This is a genomic window from Mesorhizobium temperatum (assembly GCF_002284575.1).
Taxonomy (GTDB): Bacteria; Pseudomonadota; Alphaproteobacteria; order Rhizobiales; family Rhizobiaceae; genus Mesorhizobium; species Mesorhizobium temperatum.
The window spans coordinates 264203-284412 of sequence record NZ_NPKJ01000075.1; the positions used below are offsets into that span (position 1 = coordinate 264203).

Consider the following 20210-nt stretch of genomic DNA (forward strand, 5'->3'; position numbering starts at 1 on the left):
GATTTTCACGCCACAGCCCTTTCTCAATGGGCGGCAAAACGGCTGCGGATGAACGCGGCCATGTCGGGCGCTCCCCGCGACTGCTTTTACTGCGCCCAGTAGACGGAGCGTAGACGGTCGGCACCTTGCCGTCCTTGGTGAAAGCGTAGTCAGGTCTCTGTCTTCTCGCCACACACGCCTGGCGCGCCGGCCGGCAATTGTTCTTAGGATCGGGGAAGCCCGCGCCTCTGGAGGAGCGCGGGCCGACCGGGGGTACAGGCCCCGATCCAGCAGCCAATATCCGGGAGATATTCGCTGTCATCTTACGACTGTTAGTATTCGCTAAATGTTCCATCGATCAGCAAAAAGACCGCGCCCAGTGGGGGCTGGACGCAATGGCGTCTCGGCCCGAAGCGCGGGCTCTTCGGTGGACGCCTCGGTGATGGATCCTATGTTCCTACTGCCGGCGAACCGAAGCATCGCCTGGCAAACAGCACATGCTGAACCTTGGGATGAAATCAGTTCTCTGAAACGTTCATCGAATAACACTCAAAACCTGATGTCCACATCTGGTGCTGATGACCAAACAACCTCCGGCGGTGGCCCAAAGTATACCGTGCACAACGCCGAGGAGACAGAATATGCCGGCCAAAGCGTATATCAACCGGATCGCGACAGCGGTGCCGGAGCACGAGGTTCATCAATTCTATCTGCGTTTCGCAGCCTCCATGCTCGCGGCCGATCGCCGAAGGATTTTCGAACGCATGGCCGATGTTGCCGGGATCGAGCGGCGCTATTCCTGCTTTGCACCTGCCATCGACCCCGAAGGACCATCAGCAGATCTTGCCGGGACTTTTATCCGGGGCGCCTTTCCCGGAACGGCCGTGAGAATGGCAATGTTCGGAGATGCCGCACCTGTTCTGGCGCAAAAAGGCGTCGACGGATTGGAGCTTGGTGACGGCGCTTCCCGCATCACCCATCTCATCGTCACCACCTGCACCGGTTTTTCAGCACCGGGTATCGATCTGGAGCTGGTTGCGCGATGCGGTCTGCCGGACAGGGTCGAGCGCACGATGATCGGGTTCATGGGTTGCTACGCGGCGATCAACGGCCTCAAGCTTGCCCGACACATCGTCCGCTCCGACCCGCAGGCCAGGGTCCTGCTGGTCAATATCGAACTTTGCACGATGCATCTGCGCGAAACCACCGAGCTGGAAAAGCTGCTGTCGTTCTGCCTCTGGGGCGACGGCTGCGCGGCCGCGCTCGTCACCGCAGAGCCGGTCGGCATCGAGCTCGATAGCTTTCATTGTATCGTGGCGCATGAGCGGCGGGACCTGATGAGCTGGAGCATTCGCGACCACGGCTTCGAGATGGTTCTTTCCGGCCAGGTCCCGGCAGCGATTCATGAAGCGTTGCGGAGCAGCCAGGACGCCATCCTCGGAGGCCGCACGACCGAGGCGATCGACCTTTGGGCCGTGCACCCGGGTGGACGTTCGGTTCTCGACGCCGTCGAAAGGGCCCTGAACCTCGCGCCCACCGCACTGGCGCCATCGCGCGAGGTGTTGCGCCAGTACGGAAACATGTCATCCGCGACCGTCATGTTCGTGATGAAAGAGATGTTGAAGGCGCCACCAGGTCTGCTCGGCTGCGGCATGTCGTTCGGACCCGGGCTGACGGCCGAAACCATGCTTTTTCGAACGGTGTCATGAGTGGCCTGGAGCACCGCCAGCTTGCGCCGGAAATCCTCGACGGACTTGCGGCTGACGATCCGCGAGCGCTTGCCGCGCGCCGCGACCTCCGTCGCATCAACGCGCTGATGTTTCAGGCGAAGATCATGGCGTCGCTGCTCAGGGAATTTGTGCCAAGGCCGCCACGCCGCATTCTGGAGATCGGCGCCGGCGATGGCTCCTTCATGCTGGCGGTAGCGCGGCGCATGGCCGGGCATTGGCCTGAGGTTGAACTGGTAATGCTCGACCGCGTCGACCTCATCACCGCGCAATTGCGTGGTGATTTCGACGTGCTGGGATGGACGGTCGAAGGCGTCACCGCCGATGTCTTCGACTGGGCAAGAAAGAATGAGGGCACGCGGTTCGACGCGATCACCGTCAATCTGTTCCTGCATCATTTCGATGATGCCGAGCTCGTGCGTCTCTTTTCGCTGATAAAGCCGAAGGCCCCGTTGCTCCTGGCGACAGAGCCGTTGCGGGCGAAACTGGCGCTGGCCGCGACCCGTCTCCTCCCCGCAATCGGCGCCAATGACGTCACACGAAACGACGCGGCTCTAAGCGTGCGCGCCGGCTTTCGCGGCAACGAGCTTTCCGGTCTCTGGCTCGCAGCAAACGGCAAACCGGTCGAGGAACGGCGCGCCGGCCTTTTTTCCCACATTTTCGTCGGCGCCAGCGCCGGTCATGACCTATGACGCGATTGTCGACCCATGACGCGATCATCATAGGCGCCGGCCCGGCGGGCACGTCCGTCGCGCTGACGCTGGCCCGGCGCGGATGGGCCGTGGCTATTGTGGAAAAGAGCGTGTTCCCGCGCCACAAGGTCTGCGGCGAATATATATCGGCAAGCAATCTTGCGCTTCTGGACCAGCTGGAAATCGGCGATGCATGGCGTGCCAATGCCGGCCCCGAAATCCGACGCGTCGGCTTCTTTTCCGGCGAGACCTGCGTCGAGGCGCCAATGCCTCGTTCAAAAGACGGGCCTCGCGCAAAAGATGGGCCCCATGCAAAAGATGGCTTCGGCCGGGCGCTCGGCCGAGACATTCTCGACTGTCTGCTTTTGCAGGCGGCGCGATCGGCGGGCGTCGAAATCTTTCAGCCTTGCCGCGCCGTCGCCATCGATCGTGATGGCGAGATGCAAATGGTGCGAATTCAAGCCGGAGACGAAACGACGATGTTGCGTGCGCCGGTGATTGTCGCCGCACACGGCTCCTGGGAACCAGGACCGCTGCCCAGTCAGCTCGGGAAGACCAACCGCCCTTCGGACCTGCTCGGCTTCAAGGCGCATTTCATCGGGTCGTCCCTGGCGCCTGATTTGATGCCCCTGCTGGTATTCCCCGGCGGTTATGGCGGCATGGTCTCGGCGGATCATGGCCGGCTGTCGATCTCGTGCTGCATTCGGCGCGATATGCTCGCGCGGTTGCGTAAACACCGTGGCGCAAACCACAGCCATGTGTCGGCCGCCGATGCGGTCTCCCGCCATCTGATGGAGTCGTGCCGGGGTGTCAGGGATGCCCTGGAGTCAGCTCACCCCGACGGTCCGTGGCTTGCCGCAGGCCCGATCCGGCCGGGAGTTCGCTCCTGCTACGAACGGGACATCTTCCGCGTCGGCAATGCAGCCGGAGAGTCTCATCCTGTTATCGCCGAGGGCATCTCGATGGCGCTTCAGTCCGGCTGGCTGCTGGCCTCGGAACTTGCATGCGCGCCAGAGGGCCGTGCAGGGCGCGAGGCTGCCGGCAGACGCTACGGGGCGGCCTGGAAAAGACTGTTTTCGACGCGGGTCTATGCCGCTGCAGCCGTTGCCGGAATTGTCCTTCGCCCCGGTAGCGCCACCTTGATGGCGGCAATTGTCCGGAATTTCCCGCAGGCACTGACATTGGGCGCGCAATTGAGCGGCAAGACAAAGCCGGTTCCCGGCTTTGTCTAACAAGTGCGGCGCATTGCGCAACCCAAGTGATTGACAGGTTGGGGCCGATAATAACCTAAGCAGCAATGCTGGCGAAAACGGCAAACGGGCGCCGTCTTTTTTCGGTTTCGATGGAACAAGATCCGCCGGCCATGGTTGGAAGCGCAGTCGTTCTACTCCAGCGACTATGAAAGCCGTTCGCACGGCGTTCGGACAAAGGCCCCGCGCTTCCTCCCCGCGGGGTCTTTTCTGTCGCTGCAGGAACTTTCACGGAATTTGGAGCCCACCCGAAACGGGCCCGCTAGGCGCGCTGTTGAATGCCGCCGTTCAAGGCTCGTCGATATCTTGCTTCGAGGGGTTGCGTGAGATGGCGCGTTCCTCCTCGTCATCCGGCAGCGCCTCGTCACTTTCCTGGTACGGATTGTCGTCGTCTTCCTCGAGCAGTTCAGCCTCCTTCTCGACGTCGTAACGGATGTCGCCGTTTCCGGGTACGCTGTCTGGTAGAATTTTACTGCCTTTGATCGCGTCCCAATCCTGCTGTTCGATGGTCGGGCCTTCGGACGGATCGTCGGGTTTTCTGCGCGGTGCCATCAGAGCTCTCCTATGCATTGGTTGCTTATATGCCTAACTCCGCGGACCGCTGCGTAGTTCCTCGATCGAACCGGCGGAGACCGCCTTACGGCGATCCAGCATCCATCTCGGCTTGGCCTACCGGCGGGGCTTTTACCCAGGCCCTAGTCTCAATGAGAGCTGACGTCAGGCGCGTTGCGCGATACCGTTCAGCAAGCGACTAGGAACTTGCGCGGCTTCTAATATAAGGGCACACTTCGAAACGGGTGTAGGGAAAAACGGCTCAAAAACAATCGGGAGGAAAGCCATGGATAGCATGAGCCTCACCACGCTTGATCGCGGCAAGACGACGGTCGATGCCGCGGCCCTGGACGCGCTTTCGGCACAATTGCGCGGCTCTGTGCTGAGGGAGGGCGACGCCGCTTATGACGTCGCACGCAGCATCTGGAATGCCATGATCGACCGGCGGCCCGGGCTGATCGTGCGCTGCGCCGGCGCCGCCGACGTTATCGCCGCCGTCAATTTTGCCAGGGAAAACAGGCTACTCGTCGCGGTTCGCGGCGGTGGCCACAACATCGCCGGCAGCGCTGTCTGCGATGGCGGCCTGATGATCGATCTGTCGCCGATGAGATCGGTGCGGGTCGATCCGGCGACGCGGCGGGCATGGGTGGAACCTGGAGCGACGCTCGCCGATGTCGACGCGGAAACGCAGGCCTTCGAACTGGCAGTGCCGACCGGCATCAACTCAACCACCGGCATTTCAGGCCTGACGCTGGGCGGCGGCTTCGGCTGGATCACGCGGAAATTCGGCCTGACCATCGACAATCTTCTGTGCGCAGATGTGGTTACCGCCGACGGCAAGCTGCTGCGCGCCAGCCAGACCGAAAATCCGGACCTGTTCTGGGCGCTGCGCGGTGGCGGCGGCAATTTCGGCGTCGTCACGGCTTTCGAGTTCAGACTCCATCAAGTCGGTCCGCAGGTGCTGTCGGGGCTTGTCGTTCATCCCTTCGCCGATGCCGAAAACGTGTTGCGGGAATACCGAGCGGCGCTCGAAGCAGCACCCAATGAGCTGACCTGCTGGGTGGTCATGCGGCAGGCACCGCCGCTGCCGTTCCTGCCGGCCGAATGGCATGGCAAGGAGGTTCTGGTCCTGGCCATGTGCTATTGCGGCAACCTTCAGGAGGGCGAGAAAGCGACGCAAAGGCTTCGCGCCATCGGCACACCGATTGCCGATGTGGTCGGCCCCAACCCGTTCACCGGCTGGGAGCAGGCATTCGATCCGTTGCTGACGCCCGGCGCCCGCAACTACTGGAAGAGCCATGACTTCACCGAGCTTTCCGACAGTGCGATCAAGGTCGTCACGGCCGCGATACCCGGGCTTCCCGGGCCTGAATGCGAGATATTCTTCGCCCATGTCGGCGGTGCCGCGGGCCGCGTGACAGCGGATGCAACGGCGTTTCCGCAACGCAGCGCGCATTTCGTCATGAATGTTCACGCCCGCTGGCGCGAACCGGAAATGGACCGCGCCTGCATCGACTGGGCGCGCGGTGTTTACGAGGCGACCAGGCCCTATGCCGCCGGCACGGCTTACGTGAACTTCATGCCGGAGGACGAGGTCGACCGGGTCGAGGCAGCCTATGGCGGCAACTATCGGCGGCTTCTGGAAATCAAGCAGCGTTATGACCCGCTGAACCTGTTCCGCATGAACCAGAACTTGCGGCCGGTGAAAACGCAGCGGGCGGCATAGGCTGCGCATGCAATGACAAGGCCCGCGCCTCCGAAGGACGATGCGGGCCGCTTTTCGGGTCATGCGCTAGAGCGGTTCGCTGAACCGCTCTAGCTATTTGTTTTTGCGCAATTCCGGGCGGAAAACCGTTGCACACTTTTCCTGGAATTGCTCTAGGCAGCCATCAAGATCGCAATGCGATGCACGCCGACCGCAGCACTTGTGTTCGTGGCACCGTCGGTCTTGCCCTTGGCGCACGTGTACATGTCGCCTTCTTTGAGTTTGAATTCCTTGTCCGCTTTTTTGATCGTGAATTCGCCGGCAGCGATCGTGCAGACCATGTCGTTGTCCATGACCGCTTCAGGAGCCACTGCTCCGGGCTGAAAGACAATGTCGACAATTGAGATGCTCTTGTAAGCGGGAATGTCGGAGGTCCCGGTGCCGACCTCCACCAGTCTGACGCCGGGCGCAATCTCCTTGCCTTCATTCGGGCCGTACTCCTTGGCCGTTGCGGATCTCGCCAAAGCGAATAAAGGCGTTACCGCGGCGGCCGTGACACCGAGCGCAATTGCAGACCTGCGATTCATAGTTTCCATCGCATCCTCCCTTTTGTTGGTCACGAACGAAATTGCATGACCAAAGTATATTAGCACAAGCGCAAGTAATTGGCTGTATGGGAATTCCGGAAGTGGTCCTTGCCGCTCTTCAGACGGCGATCGCCAACCCCGTCAGCTTCGCAGGTATTTGACGAGCGCCGCAATCGCGAGCACAAGGGTGACAAACACTAGGACCCAGATGAGCGCCATGCCGCCCATCATCCACATACCCATTGGACCATTCATCATTTCATCTCTAAGGTCGGTGCGCCGGTACGCATCGGCGATTCCGAGGTGAATTAGTTCGCCCTACACTTCGGTCAAGACGGTAGGGAACCCCGATCGGCCGCCTGTCGCCTTGGTCGTTTTTATATACCCCCGCCGCAGCCGTCTGACAGGTCCCAGACGTCGACGACCTTCTCGCCGGTGAACCCATGCTCGCGGATCAGGAACTTCGCCAGTCCGCCGTACACTTCCCATCGCCAGCATTGGCAGCAGCATGGTCCCTTCTCGTCGGAATTTGCCATCGCATAATCGTAGGCCTGCTGTTCGGCTGCGGTGAGTTTCAGATCGTAGTAAGGCATCACCTTCTGCGCGACGCCCGCCGGAATATCGTACGGATCGCTTGGGATCATCGCGATGTCGCGGTACTTGGTCAGGCCGTTCACCTGCTCGACATAGCGCTTCATCTCCATCGGGCTGCAGCAGGAGCCCGTGATCCGCGCCGTGCTCGGCAAGGTTGCGATGGACTCCGTGAACTTGGCCGAGCAGGTGCTGTTGCCATTCTGGCTGAGATCTTTGAAACGGCGCACTAGCTCGGGATCCTCAGCGGCGATTGCCAAATCCGGCCCATTGAGGAAGCTCACAATGACAGCGGTGCCAAAAACGCCGCCCAGAACAACCGTTCGTCGATTTGGAGGCGATATCTCGCTCATTTGCTGGTCCTTGCATGGTCGATCAATTTCTTCATCGTCGCAAGGTCGGTGGCGCCGGGGAAAATCTGGTCGCCAACGACGAAGCCCGGCGTTCCGCTGATTTTCAGCGCCTGAGCCAGTTGCGCATTCTTGTCTATGGCCGCCTGGATATCCGGAAGCTGCATGTCGGTCTTCAGGCGGGGTACGTCGAGGCCTAACTCGGCCGCGATCCTGAGCACGACCGCCTCGGTCACTCGGGTCCTGGCGTCATACAAGGCCTTGTGGAACTCCGCATATTTGCCCTGGCGCTGAGCAGCGAGCGCCGCCTTGGCCGCAAATACGGAATCGGGGCCGAGGATGGGGAATTCCTTGTAAACGATCCTGAGCTGCGGGTCGTCGGCGGCCGCCTGCGCCATGATCGGCGCCACCTGGCGGCAATAGGGGCAATTGTAGTCGAAGAATTCGACGATGGTGACATCGCCGCTGGCGTTGCCGCCGACAGGACTGTCCGGGTCACGGAAAGCCTCGTCGGCCCTGGCCGCCAAGGCGGCTTTCGCCGCTTTTGCCTCGGCCTCGCGCTGGCGGGCATCCAGGCTCTGCAGGGCCTCCATGATCACCTCGGGGTGGGCGAGGATATAGTCGTGGATGCGCTGATCGAACTGGTCTTGAGACGTCTCGCCTGCGGCGATGGCCTGACTCTGCAGTCCGGGACCGAGCGCGAGCCAGGCCGTTGCGCAGGCCAGCATGAGGGCACGGGCCATTTTACCGATGGCTCTGCCCAATGGCTTGGACTTGTGGATCACAGGGTTCTCCTTCCTTTTGTTTCGCCGGACAGCCGGCACCGCCGAATAGTGGTCATGCCTCAGAACATGCCCTTGATTGTCGCCCACCACCCCGTTTCCTGCTCATGGTGGGGACGCTCGACATTGTTGGTGAGCGCATTGACGAAGGTGACGAGATTGACCGCCGCGAAACTCAGGCCGTGGAAATTCGCCCGCCAGCGGCCTTCCTTGTCGATCACATGGGTGACGGTGCCGTGCATCTGGTAACCGTCATCGGTCAAGGCGAACTTGTGGCCGAAGGTTTCCGCGAGCTTTCGGGTCGCATCCTCCGGCTGATCCGCGGTCGTGGTCAGGAACAGCCAATTGACCGGGTCGAGCCCGTGCGCCGGCCCGTAATTGCGCAGCACGTCCGGCGTGTCCCTCGTCGAGTCGGTGGTGATACTCACAAAGGTGACCCGGTCCTTCATCGGCGTGGCATTCACCATCGTCTGGATCTCGGCGATCTTCTCGGTATGCAGGGGGCACACATCGGGGCAGGATGTGTAGATGAAGTGGAGGATGACGACCTTGCTGCGCAGATCGGCCGTTCGCACGACGCGCCCATCGGCGGTGCGCAGCGTGAAATCGGGCGCCGGCTTGTCGATCGGCTGGAAATATTTCTCGTCGCTCTGAAGCATGGCGTCGATTTCGTCGAGCGAGTGCGCCTGCGCCGGATGCACAAAGCCCGCGATCAACGCCGCGATTGCGATCAGGCTTCGCAGCAAACGCATCCATTCGCCGAATGCCAATGCAACGCGACGAGCCTGCGGCTCGTCTTGGACCCGGATAAGCATCAAGTCACTGCCTTTCAACTTGGTCGGCGAGGTCTCGCTGGCCCGGGTCAGTTCTGTTGCGGACATATCCTTTCCTTTCTCAGTTGGCGGCGATGCGGCTGCGGATGAAGTCGACCATTTCAGGCGCATCCCATTCGGCCGGCCCGATCAGCCGGCCAATTTCCTTGCCGTCGCGATCGACCAGCAAGGTTGCCGGAAGGCCGACGGTGCCGATGGCGAACATGGCCTTGCCGGAGGTATCGATATTGAGGGCGAGATGCTTGATGCCGATCTCGGCGAAGAACTTCTTCACGATGTCCGGGCCGGCGCGGTCCATCGACAGCGCGACGACCTCGAAATCCGGACCGCCGAGTTCTGCTTGCAGCCGGTCGAGGGTCGGCATCTCCTTCCGGCAGGGCGCGCACCATGTCGCCCAGATGTTGAGCAGCACGACCTTGCCGCGGAAATCCGCAAGCGTTTTCGGTTGGCCGTTACCGTCCTCAAACCGGATTTCCGGCACCGGCACCGGGGTTTCGTGAACGGCAAAATTCTGCGGCGGTTCGGTAGCCGATGCCGACCGCGAAAACGCCAGCAGCACGCCAACCAGGGCCATGGCCAGTTTGCTCACGATGCCCTCACTCCGTCGCGTAGACGGTGGGTGCCTTGCCGTCCTTGGTGAAGGCGTAGATCGTCCAGGTCCCTGCCTTCTCGCCGCCCATGCCGGGTGCGCCCGTCGGCATGCCGGCGAGCGTGATGCCTGATATGGCAGGCCGTTCGGTCAAAAGCTGCTTGACGATATCGACCGGCACCAAGCCGTCGACGACGTAGCCGTTGACCATCAGCGTGTGGCAGCCTTCGAGGTCGGCAGGCACGCCGGCATCGCTACTGATCTGCGACAGATTGTTGACCGGCTTGATACCAACCTTGAAACCGTTCTGTTCGAGATAGGCGGCATACGCCTCGCAACAGCTGCATTGCGGGTTCTTGTACATGATGGCGTCGATCGTCGCGGCAAGCGCGGGCATTGGCGTTGCGATTGCGACCGCGAAGGCGGCGAAGGCGTAGATCGGTTTCATGGCAGTTCTCCTTGGTTGAATGAAAAAAGCTTTACGTCACGCGGAACACGGTCATGAGGCCGGCCATCTGGTGGTCGGCGACATGGCAGTGCAGCATCCAGTCGCCGGGATTGTCGGCGACGAAGGCGCATTCGATCATGTCCTTGGGGGCAAGCAGCACCGTGTCCTGCCATTGCCGATGCGGCACCGGCGAACCGTTGCGCGACAGCACCAACATGCTGAAACCGTGGATGTGCATGGGGTGCCACCAGGCGGTTTGGTTGCGCATGGTGAGATGACAGGTCGTTCCGCGTTTCAGCGTGAACTGCGGCGCCATGCCGGCGTGGCCGTCGCCGGTCATCGATACGCCGTTGATCGCCCAGGCGGCCTCGCCATTCATGCCGGGCATCCCCATGCCCATCATGCCACCAACGCCGGCGAGCTTGCCGCCACCCATCATGCCGCCTTGCAGCACGATCTCCTGGCGCTCCGCCTCGGCGAGATCGGGGGCCGGCAGCGGATTGGCCGGCAAGCGCAGGGGCGCGTCGAGAGGATGGGGGCGCAGCGGCGGACCGGTGTCATAGACGAGATTGGCCAGCGAGTAGGCGAGGCTGTCATAGAAGTCGTCGGTCACCGCATAGCGCTTGCTCGGATCGCCCTGCATGTCGAGCACGATGTCGATGCGCATGGCCGGCGCCAGCACAAGACGCCCGCCATCCGGTTCGTGCGGGTCGCAGGGCTGGCCGTCGATCGCGACGACAATCGGGCGATGACCTTCGAAGCGCAAGGCTATGATGCGGGCGAGCGACGCATTGGCCAGCCGCAGCCTGACGCGCTCGCCGACCCGCACCTTCTGGTCTGCCGGCGGCCCGCCATTGATGGTGACGACATTGCCGACGCGGCCCGACATCGCCGCATCCATCATGTTGCCGAAGCCGGGAGCGATTTGCCCATCCTTGGTGAGCCGCCAGTCCTGCAGAAGCCACAACAGCTCGCGATCGACGGAGACCGGCTCACGCTCCTCGACGATGAGCGCGCCGGCAAGCCCGCGGCCGAGCTGCACGAGGCTGTCGGCATGCGGATGGTACCAGAAGGTGCCGGCATCGGGCGGCGTGAACTCATAGACGAAACTTTGCCCCGGCTTGATCGGCGGCTGGGTCAGGCCCGGCACTCCGTCCATGGCGTTTGGCAGGCGGATGCCATGCCAGTGAACCGTGGTGTCTTCGTCCAGTCCGTTTTCGACGGTGATGCGAACCGGTTCGTGCTGCCGCAGGCGCAGCGTCGGACCGGGGACGGTGCCGTCATAGGCCCAGACGGCGGTCTGGCCACCGCCGCCGGTCAACGAGGCCTGGCCTGGCGCGACCGCAATACGCCGGTCTTCGACAGGCGCGGCCCGCAACGACGACGGCTGCATTGCGGCAGCCGCAGCGGCGCTCGCCACCTGGAGAAATCTCCGGCGCGAAACGACAAAACTGAAATCGCTGTTCACTCTTCGACCCTTTTGTAAACCACGCAACCGATGGCGCAGAGCGCCGTCGGTGCCATGTGCGAATTGGTCTCGGCGCGCCGAACGCGCAAAGACAACCGGACGCAGACATCACCCGCTCAATGCAGGAGACGTGGCGTCAGGCGTGATCGCTGGGTTTTGGAGGGGATGGGTCGGGCAGGGGGGCATGCCCGCAAAGCAGTGGGTAGGGCGATGGCTCCGGTTGCTGTGCCCGCAGCATCATCGTCGCGGCGAGGCCCTGCGGCAGCACCGCCAGCACCGGAGCGATACAGGTCGGTGGACACTGCATCGGGTTGCCATTGTCGTCAGCGCCCACGAGGCACGCGCCGCAATCGCTGTCCATGGTGCTTGCCGCGTCTGTCGCCATGCCTGCGTCGCCAGCCATGGTCATCCCGGTCATCGTCGCCATCTTCGCCGACATGATGGTGGCTTGGGCGGCGGACAGGCTGAACCCGGCGGTCAGGAAGACCGCGAGCAGCATGACCAGGAATTGCTTTGGCGACCAGCGTGCCATCATCCGCCTAGGCTGGCCTTAAAAAAGCGGCATTTGCAAGCCGAAACGCTGAGCCGCGACGTTCAGGCCCATCCCTTGACGGGCATTTGGACAGGATGCATTCGTCAGTCATGGCAAACTCCGTCACAGCAGGACGCCCTATCCTCCTGCAGACGCCTCCTGGACCGGCGGACATGGCACATCGCCGTAGGAGCAGAAGACGCAACAGTCCCCTGCCTTCGGCCGAAGCAGTGTCCCGCAGCCCTTGCACTCGTAGAAGAACCGGCAGGCATCGGTAGGCATCACTTCGGAAACCCGATGTCCGCAGTGGGGACAGGTAAGGATGGATGTGAGTTGCGTCACGCGGATCATAATGCGGTCGTGTCTCAGTTTGAAATCTAACCGGTTCTCTTTTCGTAAAGATCACGCTTGCCCGTATCAAGTTCGGCGCGCGACTGCTGCAGGACGACAATCGCGCCCTGGAGAGCCAATCCCGCCATGATGGCTGCGACGATGATGTCCGGCCAACCAGCGCCGGTACCGAAAACACCCAGTGCGGCCAACAGCACCGCCAGATTGCCCAGCACGTCGTTGCGGGTGCAAATCCATGCCGAGCGCATGTTGGCGTCACCGCCCCTGTAGGCCCACAGGAGCCCGAACGATGCAGCATTGGCCAGCAGCGCGGCAAGCCCGACCGCACCCATTGTAGACGCTTCCGGAAGGGTTGCGTGCATTGCGTGCCAGATGGCGACGCCGATCACCCAGAGGCCGAAAACGCCCATGGTCGCGCCCTTGGCAAACGCCGCCATAGCGCGATGCCGCAAAGCCATGCCGACCACAAACAGGCTGATGGCGTGGTTGCCGGCGTCGCCCAGGAAGTCGAGAGCGTCAGCCTGGAGCGAGGCAGATCCCGCCGCCACGCCGGCGCCGATTTCGACCGCAAACATTGCCACGTTGATACCCAATACCGCCCAAAGAACACGCCTATACGAAGCGTCCTCCTGCTTCGACGGTTCGTGATCCTGTCCGCAGCATTCTGCGCCCATTGCGATCTCCGTGCCTTCCGCCAAGTATACAGTAGTTCCAGTTCATGACCCCCGAAAATCGAAATCGATTTTTGCTGCGCTGACCTTCGATTCGGAAAGGATCATGCGCAAGATCCAAGTGCTATAGCGTCCTTTGCGCGTCCAAACGGCCACGCGGCGCTGTAGGTCGGACGCGACGGGAGGCCGGTCATGCGCTGGTCCTTGTCAAGGTCTGAACGGGTCGGATGCCGCTGGAAGCGCGATCACCTTTCCCGATACCGGCCAGGCTGCAGGCGGCATTGCCGCGCGCAAACGATCATGGATGACCCGGTATTTTTGACCTGAATTCACCTCTACCTGGCGCCCGCCCAGGCAAGGTCTAATCCTTTCGGTTTCTTGACTCGGCCGGCAAAAACGGGCAGCAAAGCCTGATACGGCGGGCATTTCCGCCATTTTCATGCTCGTGGAGGGAGCTTTTTTGATATCGACCTTCGCCCAATCGGCGATCGGTAGAGGGATTGGTTAACCAAGTTTGTCCATCTTTTGAATCAATCGGCAACAGACGCGAAGCGTGCAGGGGGCACTAGGCGACTGTGATTGTGACGGCTGCGAGCCCCGCATGCCGCGTGGCCGATTGAGGTTGGTTGTATGGCGTTTGTGCGTTTGAAAAACCGGGGTGACAATCCTGATACTGCAGTTACTTCGATGAGGCCCGGCCTGCGCTGGGCCGCGATTCCCATTGTTGGCGTGGCGATCGCTCTGTGGTCGGTGGCGACCGTGGCCGGCCTCCATTCGGTGGGAACCTCGCTGACCGCCGCCTCCAACAGTCTTCCGCCAAGCCTGCTCGCGCCGCGCACCATCGCGCTCGCCGATCCCCAGCGCACGCTTGCCAATTCATCGGCCAATTCATGGGCCAATTCGTGGGCGCCATCACTGGCAAGCCGGCAGCGTCAGGCGTCGCTGCTCAGCCGATGTGATGCCGGTTGCGCGCAGGCCGCCGCGAGCTTCGTGCATGAAGGCAAGGTGGCGCGTCTCAAGCCGTTAGCGCGGCCGGATACTGTGCAGCTTGTCGACGAAATCTCCCCGCAATCGCGCTTCGACAGCGTGGTGGCGAAAGCGGCGCTATCGCCGCAAAAGCTTGCTGCAGCCTTTGCCCGAGCCTCCGGCGCGGCAGCCCCTGTTGCTGTCGCCAGTCTGCCAACGGCCGAGCCGGTGCGTCTGCCCGATCAGCATGGTCCCGCCTCGGTGCGCTTCGGGCCGGAGATCGCTGAGATCGAACGATCCTCGCGTCTGGCGCTGGCGCTAGCGAATGCATTGCCGGAACAGATGATCGATGTGCTGCCGGAGGTGGCGACAGCCGACCCTGCTGCCCCGCAAGAGGGCGAGGTGCAGATGGCCTCGCTGCCGCCGCAGGACGAGATGCCCGATAGCGTTCCCTTGCCGACCTTCCGCCCGCAGGCGGAAATCGACCAGCCAGCCGAGGCGCCCGAGGTCGAGGCACCCAAGGCCAAAGCGCCCAAGGTCCAGGCATCGAAGGCCGCCAAGGCCCAATCTCAGCCATCCAAAGCCAACAAGGTGCAGACCGCCGACGCTCCGCAGGTCGATACGCCCCGGGCGCCAGCCTTGTCACCGAGGAGTTCGGCACCGGCGATACCAAGCATGCAAGGCAGCCAGGGCATGCAGGGCAGCCAGGGCAAGCCGGCCAAGCGGTCGAAGGCCGCAGACATGCTGGCCTATGCCAAACCCGACAGCCCGGCGGGCGGCGGCGGTGGGGTCTTCCGCAACCTGTTCACCAGACCCAGCATGGGCAGCGGCGTCGCCGTCTACGACATCTCGGCGAAAACCGTCTATATGCCGGACGGTTCGCGGCTCGAGGCGCATTCGGGACTGGGCTCGATGGCCGACCAGCCACGCTACGCCAACCGGAAGAATTCAGGCCCGACGCCGCCCCACACCTACGATTTGAGGCTGCGCGAATCGCGCTTCCATGGCGTCGAGGCGCTGCGTCTCACTCCTATCGACGGCAAAAACAAATATGGCCGCGACGGCTTTCTTGCGCACACCTACCTGCTGCGCGGCGGCCGCGCGGAATCGAGCGGCTGCGTCGTTTTCAAGGACTATGCCCGCTTCCTCGCTGCCTTCAAGAAAGGCAAGATCAAACGCCTCGTCGTGCGGGGCTGACCAAGCCGCTGATGCAGGTCGCATCGGAAGGGCGCGGAGCCTGAGCCATCTGTGGCGGCGCACAATTAAGGCCGTTCTGTCGCGATCCTTCGCGCCCCCTCTGTCCCGCCGGCATCGCCGGATTTCCAACAGATTGTCAGCAGCTGGCCTCGAAAGCGTTTTCATTCGCGGCCGAGGATACTATGACTGGCCGGTACCGGGCGGCGGCTTCAACCAATCGAGAGGATGTCATGACTTTACGCGCTGTCGTTTGGGGCGAGAATATCCACGAGCGGACCAATGAGGTGGTGGCGGGGATCTACCCCGAGGGCATGCACGGAACGATCGCCGACGCCCTGAAGCTCGACCCCGAAATTTCCGTATCGTGGGCGACCCTTGAGCAGCCGGAGCATGGCCTGCCGGCCGACCGTCTGGCGCAAACCGATGTGCTCGTGTGGTGGGGACACAAGGACCATGGCGCCGTCGCCGACGAAGTCGTCGAGCGCGTGGCGCGCCGCGTCTGGGAAGGCATGGGCCTGATCGTCCTTCATTCCGGCCATTTCTCGAAGATCTTCAAGACGCTGATGGGCACGCCCTGCACGCTGAAATGGCGCGAGGCGGGCGAGCGCGAGCGGCTCTGGGTGACGAGCCCCAACCACCCGATCGCTGCCGGGATCGGCGAGTATTTCGAGATCGAGAACGAGGAGATGTATGGCGAGCAGTTCGCCGTGCCGGAGCCGCTGGAAACGGTGTTCATCTCCTGGTTCCAAGGCGGCGAAGTGTTCCGGTCGGGGCTGACCTGGCGTCGCGGCGCCGGCAACATCTTCTATTTCAGGCCAGGTCACGAGACCTATCCGACGTATCACGACGCGAATGTCCAAAAGGTGCTGCGCAATGCGGTGAAATGGGCGCACAATCCGCAGGGCTCGCATCCAGCCATCCTCGATGCGCCGAACGTGCCGGTGGAAAAGGCGCTCGAGCCGATCGTCGAGCGCGGCGGAAAACTCCATGCCGAGGGCGAAGCCGGCTATCGCTAGACCATGATCCCGAACCTTCGGTTCGGAAAATCCACGGTCGAACAAGAAGATAAAGCCTCATCCTAAGGATAAGAATCATGCGTCTCCTGATACTCGGCACCGGCTGGATGGCGGAAGAGCACGCCAGGCAGTTCAGCAAGATCGAGGGCGTCGAACTCGTCGGCGCCGTCGATCTCGACCGCGCGCGTGTCGACAAGTTTTCGGGCCGCTACGGTATCCCCAACCGGTTCGCGTCGCTGGAAGACGCGCTCGCATGGGACAAGTTCGACGCAGTGGCGAACGTGACGCCGGATCGCATCCACCATCCGACCACCATGATGCTGGTCGCGGCGGGCAAGCCGGTGCTGTGCGAAAAACCGCTGGCCGAAAATTACCAGAGGGCCAGCGAGATGGCCGATGCCGCCGAGCAAGCCGGCATCATTAACATGGTCAACCTGACCTATCGCAACGTCGCGCCGTTGCAGAAGGCGCGCGCCATGGTGCTTGCCGGCGAGATCGGTCAGATCAGGCATGTCGAGGCGTCCTATCTGCAGAGCTGGCTGGTTTCCAAATTCTGGGGCGACTGGCGTACTGACCCGAAATGGCTGTGGCGGCTGTCGCGCGGCCACGGCTCCAATGGCGTGCTGGGCGATGTCGGCATCCACATCCTCGATTTCGCCAGCTATGGCGCCGCGCTCGACATCGATCATGTGTTCTGCCGCCTCAGGTCATTCGACAAGGCGCCCGGCAACCGGATCGGCGAGTACGAGCTCGACGCCAACGACAGTTTCACCATGGCGCTGGATTTCAGCAACGGCGCCTTCGGCGTCGTCCATGCCAGCCGCTGGGCAACCGGCCATCTCAATGAATTGCGGCTGCGCATCTATGGCGACAAGGGCGGCATCGAAGTCGTGCACAATCTGACCGGCTCGGAGCTGAGAGCGTGCATGGGCGAGGATATCGAGAACGCCAAATGGCAGGTTCTCGACGCCGGAACGGTGCCGACCAACTACCAGCGCTTTGTCGATGCGGTGCGCAACGGCGTGCAGGCCGAACCGTCATTCCACCATGCCGCCGAACTGCAGAAGGTGCTCGACCTCGCCGTCGTCTCCGACGAGAAGAGGGCAGAATTGAGAGCCCATGCCGACACGCAGTGATGTGGTACATCTGACAGGCTGAGCGGAAGCTTCCGCCTACTTTGGACTAGGGTCAAAATCCAGTCACTCTGAACGACCGAGTACGACCTCTTCCGGACCTTCCCCGAGGCAAGAGGACGTGCGGCTTCTGACCCAGGAACGACCCGAACATCGATCGAAGCCGACGCGCCCGGCTGGTGCGACGCGCCTCGCACAACGACCCGAGTGGGTTGTGAAACTCGCTAGCCGCGAGCGAGACAGATAACTCGGAAGGTCAGTTGACTCTTGGCTGCCACGGCCCATCCTTGATTTGTTGGCCTACCTTTCCGACCAACTTTTGAACAGGGAGGAAACAATGGAAGCCGTCAATCGTAGATCCACACTTGCTCTCGGTCTTACACTGGCCACAACGCCTCTGATCACTTGGGCGACACCAGCAGCCGCCCAGACTTACGGCCCCGATGAGGGCAAGGAGGTTTCACCCGGCGTCAGAGTTGTAGCGCTTGGTGAGCGCAAGTCGGTTATACCAGCCTATGCAACGGTCAAACTGCGCGATGTTGTTATCCAACCCGGAGCGAAGACATCTGACAACTTGATGACGAACGACATGCTCTGCCACATGACTGAGGGAGAACTTTCGGTCGTTCACAACAAAGAAAAGTTCACAGTCAAGAAGGGCGATGTTTGGGCCTGCGCTAATGGCGCTACTACAGAAGGCACCCAGAACACGAGCAGTGCAGTCGCGATCATGCGGGTCATCGATTTGATGCCCGCATGAGGGAAGCGACGGGTGGAAGTGCGGCAATGGCCGCCCTAAAGAGAAGCCTGGGCGCGTATCTGTCGTGTTAGGGAACGTCCAGCGAAGGGCCGCCTTCCACCCTCTCGGCCATCGGCGCAGCCAACTGAGTGAGTTTGACCCTAATGCCGCAGGATCTTGCTCAGGAAGGCGCGGCTGCGGTCGGTCTTGGGATGCGAGAAGAATTCGTCGGGCGTGCCGCTCTCGACGATGGCACCGGCATCCATGAACACCACCCGCTGGGCGACCTTGCGGGCAAAGCCCATTTCGTGCGTCACCACCATCATGGTCATGCCTTCCTCTGCCACCGCGACCATGACGTCGAGCACTTCCGAGATCATCTCGGGGTCGAGCGCCGAGGTCGGCTCGTCGAACAGCATGATCTTGGGGCGCATGCCGAGGCAGGCCGACCTTGGCAAGCAGCTCGCGCCCATGACCCCGTTGGAGGCGTTCAACCTTGCATCTGCAGACGACAGCTGGTCGTCACCCGATGGATCGGACCAAGCGGCCGCCGCTAGGCCTCAAGGAAGTCCAGGGCCTTTTCCACGAAGGCGCCGTGATACTGGAAAATGGCCGTATGCCCGCCGTCCTCGTACAGGACCAGCTCGGCATTGGGAAAGCGCCGTGCCAGGTCGACGGAATTGCTGGTGGGCACCATTCTGTCGTGATCGCCATTCACCACGAGGACCGGGTGTCGGATACGCGACAGGTCGGCAGGGCGCTCCTGGCCAAAGGCACGAACTGCCTTGAGCTGCTGGTTGAAGGCGCCGAGCGCGATGGGCTTGTCGCGGTCATTGGTCCGTTCCTTCAATCGCCGCAGAAACTCGCGCGCCGCCTTCTTGCCGTTGGGGGTTTGGGTAAAGAAGAGGTAGTTCTTTGGGTCCTTGATGGTTAGCGCGGCGCGGATCATGTCGAAGATGGTGACGAACGTCACCCTGTCGATGCCGGTACCCCCGGCTGGGCCGGTTCCCGCGAGGATGATCTTGCGAACCAGATTAGGCTCCATCTGAACGATCGCCTGGGCGATGAAGCCGCCAAGAGATAAGCCAAGCAGATCGACCTTCTCGAAACCGAGGGCCCGGATGAAGGCGATCGCGTCGCGGGCCATCGCCTCCACCGTCTTGGGAGTGGAGCCGCCTGATGTACCAACCCCACGGTTATCGAAGGTGATAACTCGCCGTTTTGCGGCAATACCATCGACGACCCGGGGATCCCAATTGTCGAGAACCGCACTCAGATGGGTAAGAAAGATCACCGGTATCCCGGTTGTGGGCCCGAGCTCCCTGTAGGCGAATTTCGTACCGCCGACGTCGACCGTTTTCGTCGGCACGTCCCTGTGTTTGACGATCGCGGCAGGTCGCGATAGCTGATGCACGTTCATGATGGTTTCCCTTCTTCAGGCTTGTCGTTCTCGCGGGGCTGGAGCAGCGCCTTCGCCGCCACCGCGCCAGCCTCAAGAATGCGATCGGACAGTTCGGTTCCGTTTACCGCGCGGGACAGCTCAAGCGTGCCGATCAAGGTCGCAAAGACACCGAACGCGACAGCCTCGGGGTCGCGGGCGTCGGGCGTCAGTTCGGCCGCCACCTGGCCTACCAGCTTGAGCAGGTGTTCGGCGTAAACTTGGCGCGTCTCGGCCGACTCACGCGCAATTTCGGGCAACAGCGCGGCTGAAGCGCAACCTTTGCCTGGATTGTCTCGGTGTTCCGCCGACAGATAGGCGTCGATGGCCATTGACGGGCCGCCGGCGGCCAACAGCTCCTGAATCTGGGTCGCCTGAACCTCCAGGGCGACCGCCAAACTCTCACGCACAAGCGCCGCCTTGGACGGAAAATGGGGATAGAAAGCTCCATTGGTCAGTCCCGCCTCGCCCATGATGCCGGCGAGACCTGATGCAGCGATGCCATCGGAACGAAACCGTTCGGTCGCCACATCCATGATCCGTTGCCGCGATGCGTCCTTCCTGCCCTTCTCGTAGCGCATGTTTTTTCTCCTTCGATCAGCTATTGCATTATG

At 62.1% G+C, this 20210-nt stretch carries 21 protein-coding genes and 1 pseudogene; 8 read left to right on the forward strand and 14 right to left on the reverse strand.

All coding sequences use genetic code 11. The features are described 5' to 3' along the window. Positions 1–620 precede the first annotated feature (620 nt). The 3 genes from CIT26_RS33065 to CIT26_RS33075 are packed head-to-tail and all read left to right on the forward strand — an operon-like array spanning position 621 to position 3630. Positions 621–1688: a type III polyketide synthase gene (locus tag CIT26_RS33065; protein ID WP_095496465.1), complete on the forward strand. Its 1068-nt coding sequence runs from the start codon at positions 621–623 to the stop codon at positions 1686–1688. Beyond that, entirely contained in the window at positions 1685–2398 is a 714-nt protein-coding gene (locus CIT26_RS33070) for a methyltransferase domain-containing protein (protein ID WP_095496466.1), read from the forward strand. Before CIT26_RS33065 ends, CIT26_RS33070 begins: the two co-directional genes overlap by 4 nt. Beyond that, the gene (locus CIT26_RS33075; RefSeq protein ID WP_095496467.1) at positions 2395–3630 is read left to right on the forward strand and encodes an NAD(P)/FAD-dependent oxidoreductase; all 1236 of its coding nucleotides are present in this window, start codon (positions 2395–2397) and stop codon (positions 3628–3630) included. The genes CIT26_RS33070 and CIT26_RS33075 overlap by 4 nt, the downstream gene beginning before the upstream one ends. A 306-nt stretch (positions 3631–3936) precedes the next feature. Here CIT26_RS33075 and CIT26_RS33080 read toward each other — a convergent pair whose 3' ends face one another. Further along, positions 3937–4200: a hypothetical protein gene (locus tag CIT26_RS33080; RefSeq protein ID WP_095496468.1), complete on the reverse strand. Its 264-nt coding sequence runs from the start codon at positions 4198–4200 to the stop codon at positions 3937–3939. A gap of 286 nt (positions 4201–4486) precedes the next feature. On the opposite strand from CIT26_RS33080, the gene CIT26_RS33085 reads away from it, so the two are divergent. Beyond that, positions 4487–5926, forward strand: a complete 1440-nt coding sequence (locus CIT26_RS33085; protein WP_095496469.1) for an FAD-binding oxidoreductase — start codon at positions 4487–4489, stop codon at positions 5924–5926. 152 nt (positions 5927–6078) lie between these two features. Here the strand turns inward: CIT26_RS33085 and CIT26_RS33090 are convergent, their stop codons facing one another. The 10 genes from CIT26_RS33090 to CIT26_RS33135 all read right to left on the reverse strand — a co-directional run bounded on the left by CIT26_RS33090 (position 6079) and on the right by CIT26_RS33135 (position 13110). After that, positions 6079–6525 carry a hypothetical protein gene (locus CIT26_RS33090; RefSeq protein ID WP_342587045.1) on the reverse strand — a complete coding sequence of 149 codons (447 nt, stop codon included), beginning with the start codon at positions 6523–6525 and terminating at the stop codon, positions 6079–6081. A gap of 344 nt (positions 6526–6869) precedes the next feature. Next, a complete protein-coding gene (locus CIT26_RS33095) occupies positions 6870–7436 on the reverse strand; it encodes a hypothetical protein (protein WP_095496471.1) in 567 nt (188 codons plus the stop codon). Beyond that, positions 7433–8218 carry a DsbA family protein gene (locus CIT26_RS33100; protein ID WP_245319647.1) on the reverse strand — a complete coding sequence of 262 codons (786 nt, stop codon included), beginning with the start codon at positions 8216–8218 and terminating at the stop codon, positions 7433–7435. Before CIT26_RS33100 ends, CIT26_RS33095 begins: the two co-directional genes overlap by 4 nt. Before the next feature lie 59 nt (positions 8219–8277). Continuing rightward, the gene (locus tag CIT26_RS33105) at positions 8278–9096 is read right to left on the reverse strand and encodes an SCO family protein (protein WP_342587046.1); all 819 of its coding nucleotides are present in this window, start codon (positions 9094–9096) and stop codon (positions 8278–8280) included. A 13-nt stretch (positions 9097–9109) separates the two neighbouring features. Beyond that, entirely contained in the window at positions 9110–9637 is a 528-nt protein-coding gene (locus CIT26_RS33110) for a TlpA family protein disulfide reductase (RefSeq protein WP_095496472.1), read from the reverse strand. A gap of 7 nt (positions 9638–9644) precedes the next feature. Next, a complete protein-coding gene (locus tag CIT26_RS33115) occupies positions 9645–10085 on the reverse strand; it encodes a DUF411 domain-containing protein (protein WP_095496473.1) in 441 nt (146 codons plus the stop codon). Between the two features lie 31 nt (positions 10086–10116). Beyond that, positions 10117–11553: a multicopper oxidase family protein gene (locus CIT26_RS33120; protein WP_245319648.1), complete on the reverse strand. Its 1437-nt coding sequence runs from the start codon at positions 11551–11553 to the stop codon at positions 10117–10119. Positions 11554–11689: 136 nt separating this feature from the next. Beyond that, positions 11690–12052, reverse strand: a complete 363-nt coding sequence (locus CIT26_RS33125; protein WP_245319649.1) for a hypothetical protein — start codon at positions 12050–12052, stop codon at positions 11690–11692. 171 nt (positions 12053–12223) lie between these two features. Then, on the reverse strand, positions 12224–12436 hold the full coding sequence (locus tag CIT26_RS38095) for a GDCCVxC domain-containing (seleno)protein (protein ID WP_236377261.1): 213 nt from the start codon (positions 12434–12436) through the stop codon (positions 12224–12226). Between the two features lie 26 nt (positions 12437–12462). Beyond that, positions 12463–13110: a cation efflux transmembrane domain-containing protein gene (locus tag CIT26_RS33135; RefSeq protein ID WP_095496474.1), complete on the reverse strand. Its 648-nt coding sequence runs from the start codon at positions 13108–13110 to the stop codon at positions 12463–12465. A gap of 684 nt (positions 13111–13794) precedes the next feature. Between CIT26_RS33135 and CIT26_RS33140 the strand changes: the two genes are divergently transcribed. The 4 genes from CIT26_RS33140 (at position 13795) to CIT26_RS33155 (ending at position 18179) form a co-directional block, all read left to right on the forward strand. Then, the gene (locus CIT26_RS33140) at positions 13795–15270 is read left to right on the forward strand and encodes a tlde1 domain-containing protein (RefSeq protein ID WP_095496475.1); all 1476 of its coding nucleotides are present in this window, start codon (positions 13795–13797) and stop codon (positions 15268–15270) included. A gap of 230 nt (positions 15271–15500) precedes the next feature. Continuing rightward, the gene (locus CIT26_RS33145) at positions 15501–16286 is read left to right on the forward strand and encodes a ThuA domain-containing protein (protein WP_095496476.1); all 786 of its coding nucleotides are present in this window, start codon (positions 15501–15503) and stop codon (positions 16284–16286) included. A gap of 77 nt (positions 16287–16363) precedes the next feature. Beyond that, on the forward strand, positions 16364–17422 hold the full coding sequence (locus CIT26_RS33150) for a Gfo/Idh/MocA family protein (protein ID WP_095496477.1): 1059 nt from the start codon (positions 16364–16366) through the stop codon (positions 17420–17422). 334 nt (positions 17423–17756) lie between these two features. Then, complete coding sequence (locus CIT26_RS33155; protein WP_095496478.1) at positions 17757–18179, forward strand: hypothetical protein; 423 nt, start codon at positions 17757–17759, stop codon at positions 18177–18179. A gap of 140 nt (positions 18180–18319) precedes the next feature. On the opposite strand, the pseudogene CIT26_RS33160 reads toward CIT26_RS33155, so the two are convergent. The 3 genes and pseudogenes from CIT26_RS33160 to CIT26_RS33170 all read right to left on the reverse strand — a co-directional run. Continuing rightward, positions 18320–18601, reverse strand: a pseudogene (locus tag CIT26_RS33160) (ATP-binding cassette domain-containing protein); the annotation flags it as partial. 110 nt (positions 18602–18711) lie between these two features. Then, positions 18712–19578: an alpha/beta fold hydrolase gene (locus tag CIT26_RS33165; protein ID WP_095496479.1), complete on the reverse strand. Its 867-nt coding sequence runs from the start codon at positions 19576–19578 to the stop codon at positions 18712–18714. Continuing rightward, a complete protein-coding gene (locus tag CIT26_RS33170; protein WP_095496480.1) occupies positions 19575–20177 on the reverse strand; it encodes a TetR/AcrR family transcriptional regulator in 603 nt (200 codons plus the stop codon). The genes CIT26_RS33165 and CIT26_RS33170 overlap by 4 nt, the downstream gene beginning before the upstream one ends. Positions 20178–20210 lie beyond the last annotated feature (33 nt).

Bases quoted from the DNA above. Each gene is read 5' to 3' on its own strand.
- CIT26_RS33150 (WP_095496477.1), top strand. From the start codon at position 16,364: ATGCGTCTCCTGATACTCGGCACCGGCTGGATGGCGGAAGAGCACGCC.
- CIT26_RS33140 (WP_095496475.1), top strand. From the start codon at position 13,795: ATGAGGCCCGGCCTGCGCTGGGCCGCGATTCCCATTGTTGGCGTGGCG.
- CIT26_RS33145 (WP_095496476.1), top strand. From the start codon at position 15,501: ATGACTTTACGCGCTGTCGTTTGGGGCGAGAATATCCACGAGCGGACC.
- CIT26_RS33085 (WP_095496469.1), top strand. From the start codon at position 4,487: ATGGATAGCATGAGCCTCACCACGCTTGATCGCGGCAAGACGACGGTC.
- CIT26_RS33165 (WP_095496479.1), bottom strand. From the start codon at position 19,578: ATGAACGTGCATCAGCTATCGCGACCTGCCGCGATCGTCAAACACAGG.
- CIT26_RS33125 (WP_245319649.1), bottom strand. From the start codon at position 12,052: ATGCTGCTCGCGGTCTTCCTGACCGCCGGGTTCAGCCTGTCCGCCGCC.
- CIT26_RS33155 (WP_095496478.1), top strand. From the start codon at position 17,757: ATGGAAGCCGTCAATCGTAGATCCACACTTGCTCTCGGTCTTACACTG.
- CIT26_RS33135 (WP_095496474.1), bottom strand. From the start codon at position 13,110: ATGGGCGCAGAATGCTGCGGACAGGATCACGAACCGTCGAAGCAGGAG.
- CIT26_RS33105 (WP_342587046.1), bottom strand. From the start codon at position 9,096: ATGTCCGCAACAGAACTGACCCGGGCCAGCGAGACCTCGCCGACCAAG.
- CIT26_RS33075 (WP_095496467.1), top strand. From the start codon at position 2,395: ATGACGCGATTGTCGACCCATGACGCGATCATCATAGGCGCCGGCCCG.
- CIT26_RS38095 (WP_236377261.1), bottom strand. From the start codon at position 12,436: ATGATCCGCGTGACGCAACTCACATCCATCCTTACCTGTCCCCACTGC.
- CIT26_RS33115 (WP_095496473.1), bottom strand. From the start codon at position 10,085: ATGAAACCGATCTACGCCTTCGCCGCCTTCGCGGTCGCAATCGCAACG.
- CIT26_RS33080 (WP_095496468.1), bottom strand. From the start codon at position 4,200: ATGGCACCGCGCAGAAAACCCGACGATCCGTCCGAAGGCCCGACCATC.
- CIT26_RS33065 (WP_095496465.1), top strand. From the start codon at position 621: ATGCCGGCCAAAGCGTATATCAACCGGATCGCGACAGCGGTGCCGGAG.
- CIT26_RS33170 (WP_095496480.1), bottom strand. From the start codon at position 20,177: ATGCGCTACGAGAAGGGCAGGAAGGACGCATCGCGGCAACGGATCATG.
- CIT26_RS33070 (WP_095496466.1), top strand. From the start codon at position 1,685: ATGAGTGGCCTGGAGCACCGCCAGCTTGCGCCGGAAATCCTCGACGGA.
- CIT26_RS33095 (WP_095496471.1), bottom strand. From the start codon at position 7,436: ATGAGCGAGATATCGCCTCCAAATCGACGAACGGTTGTTCTGGGCGGC.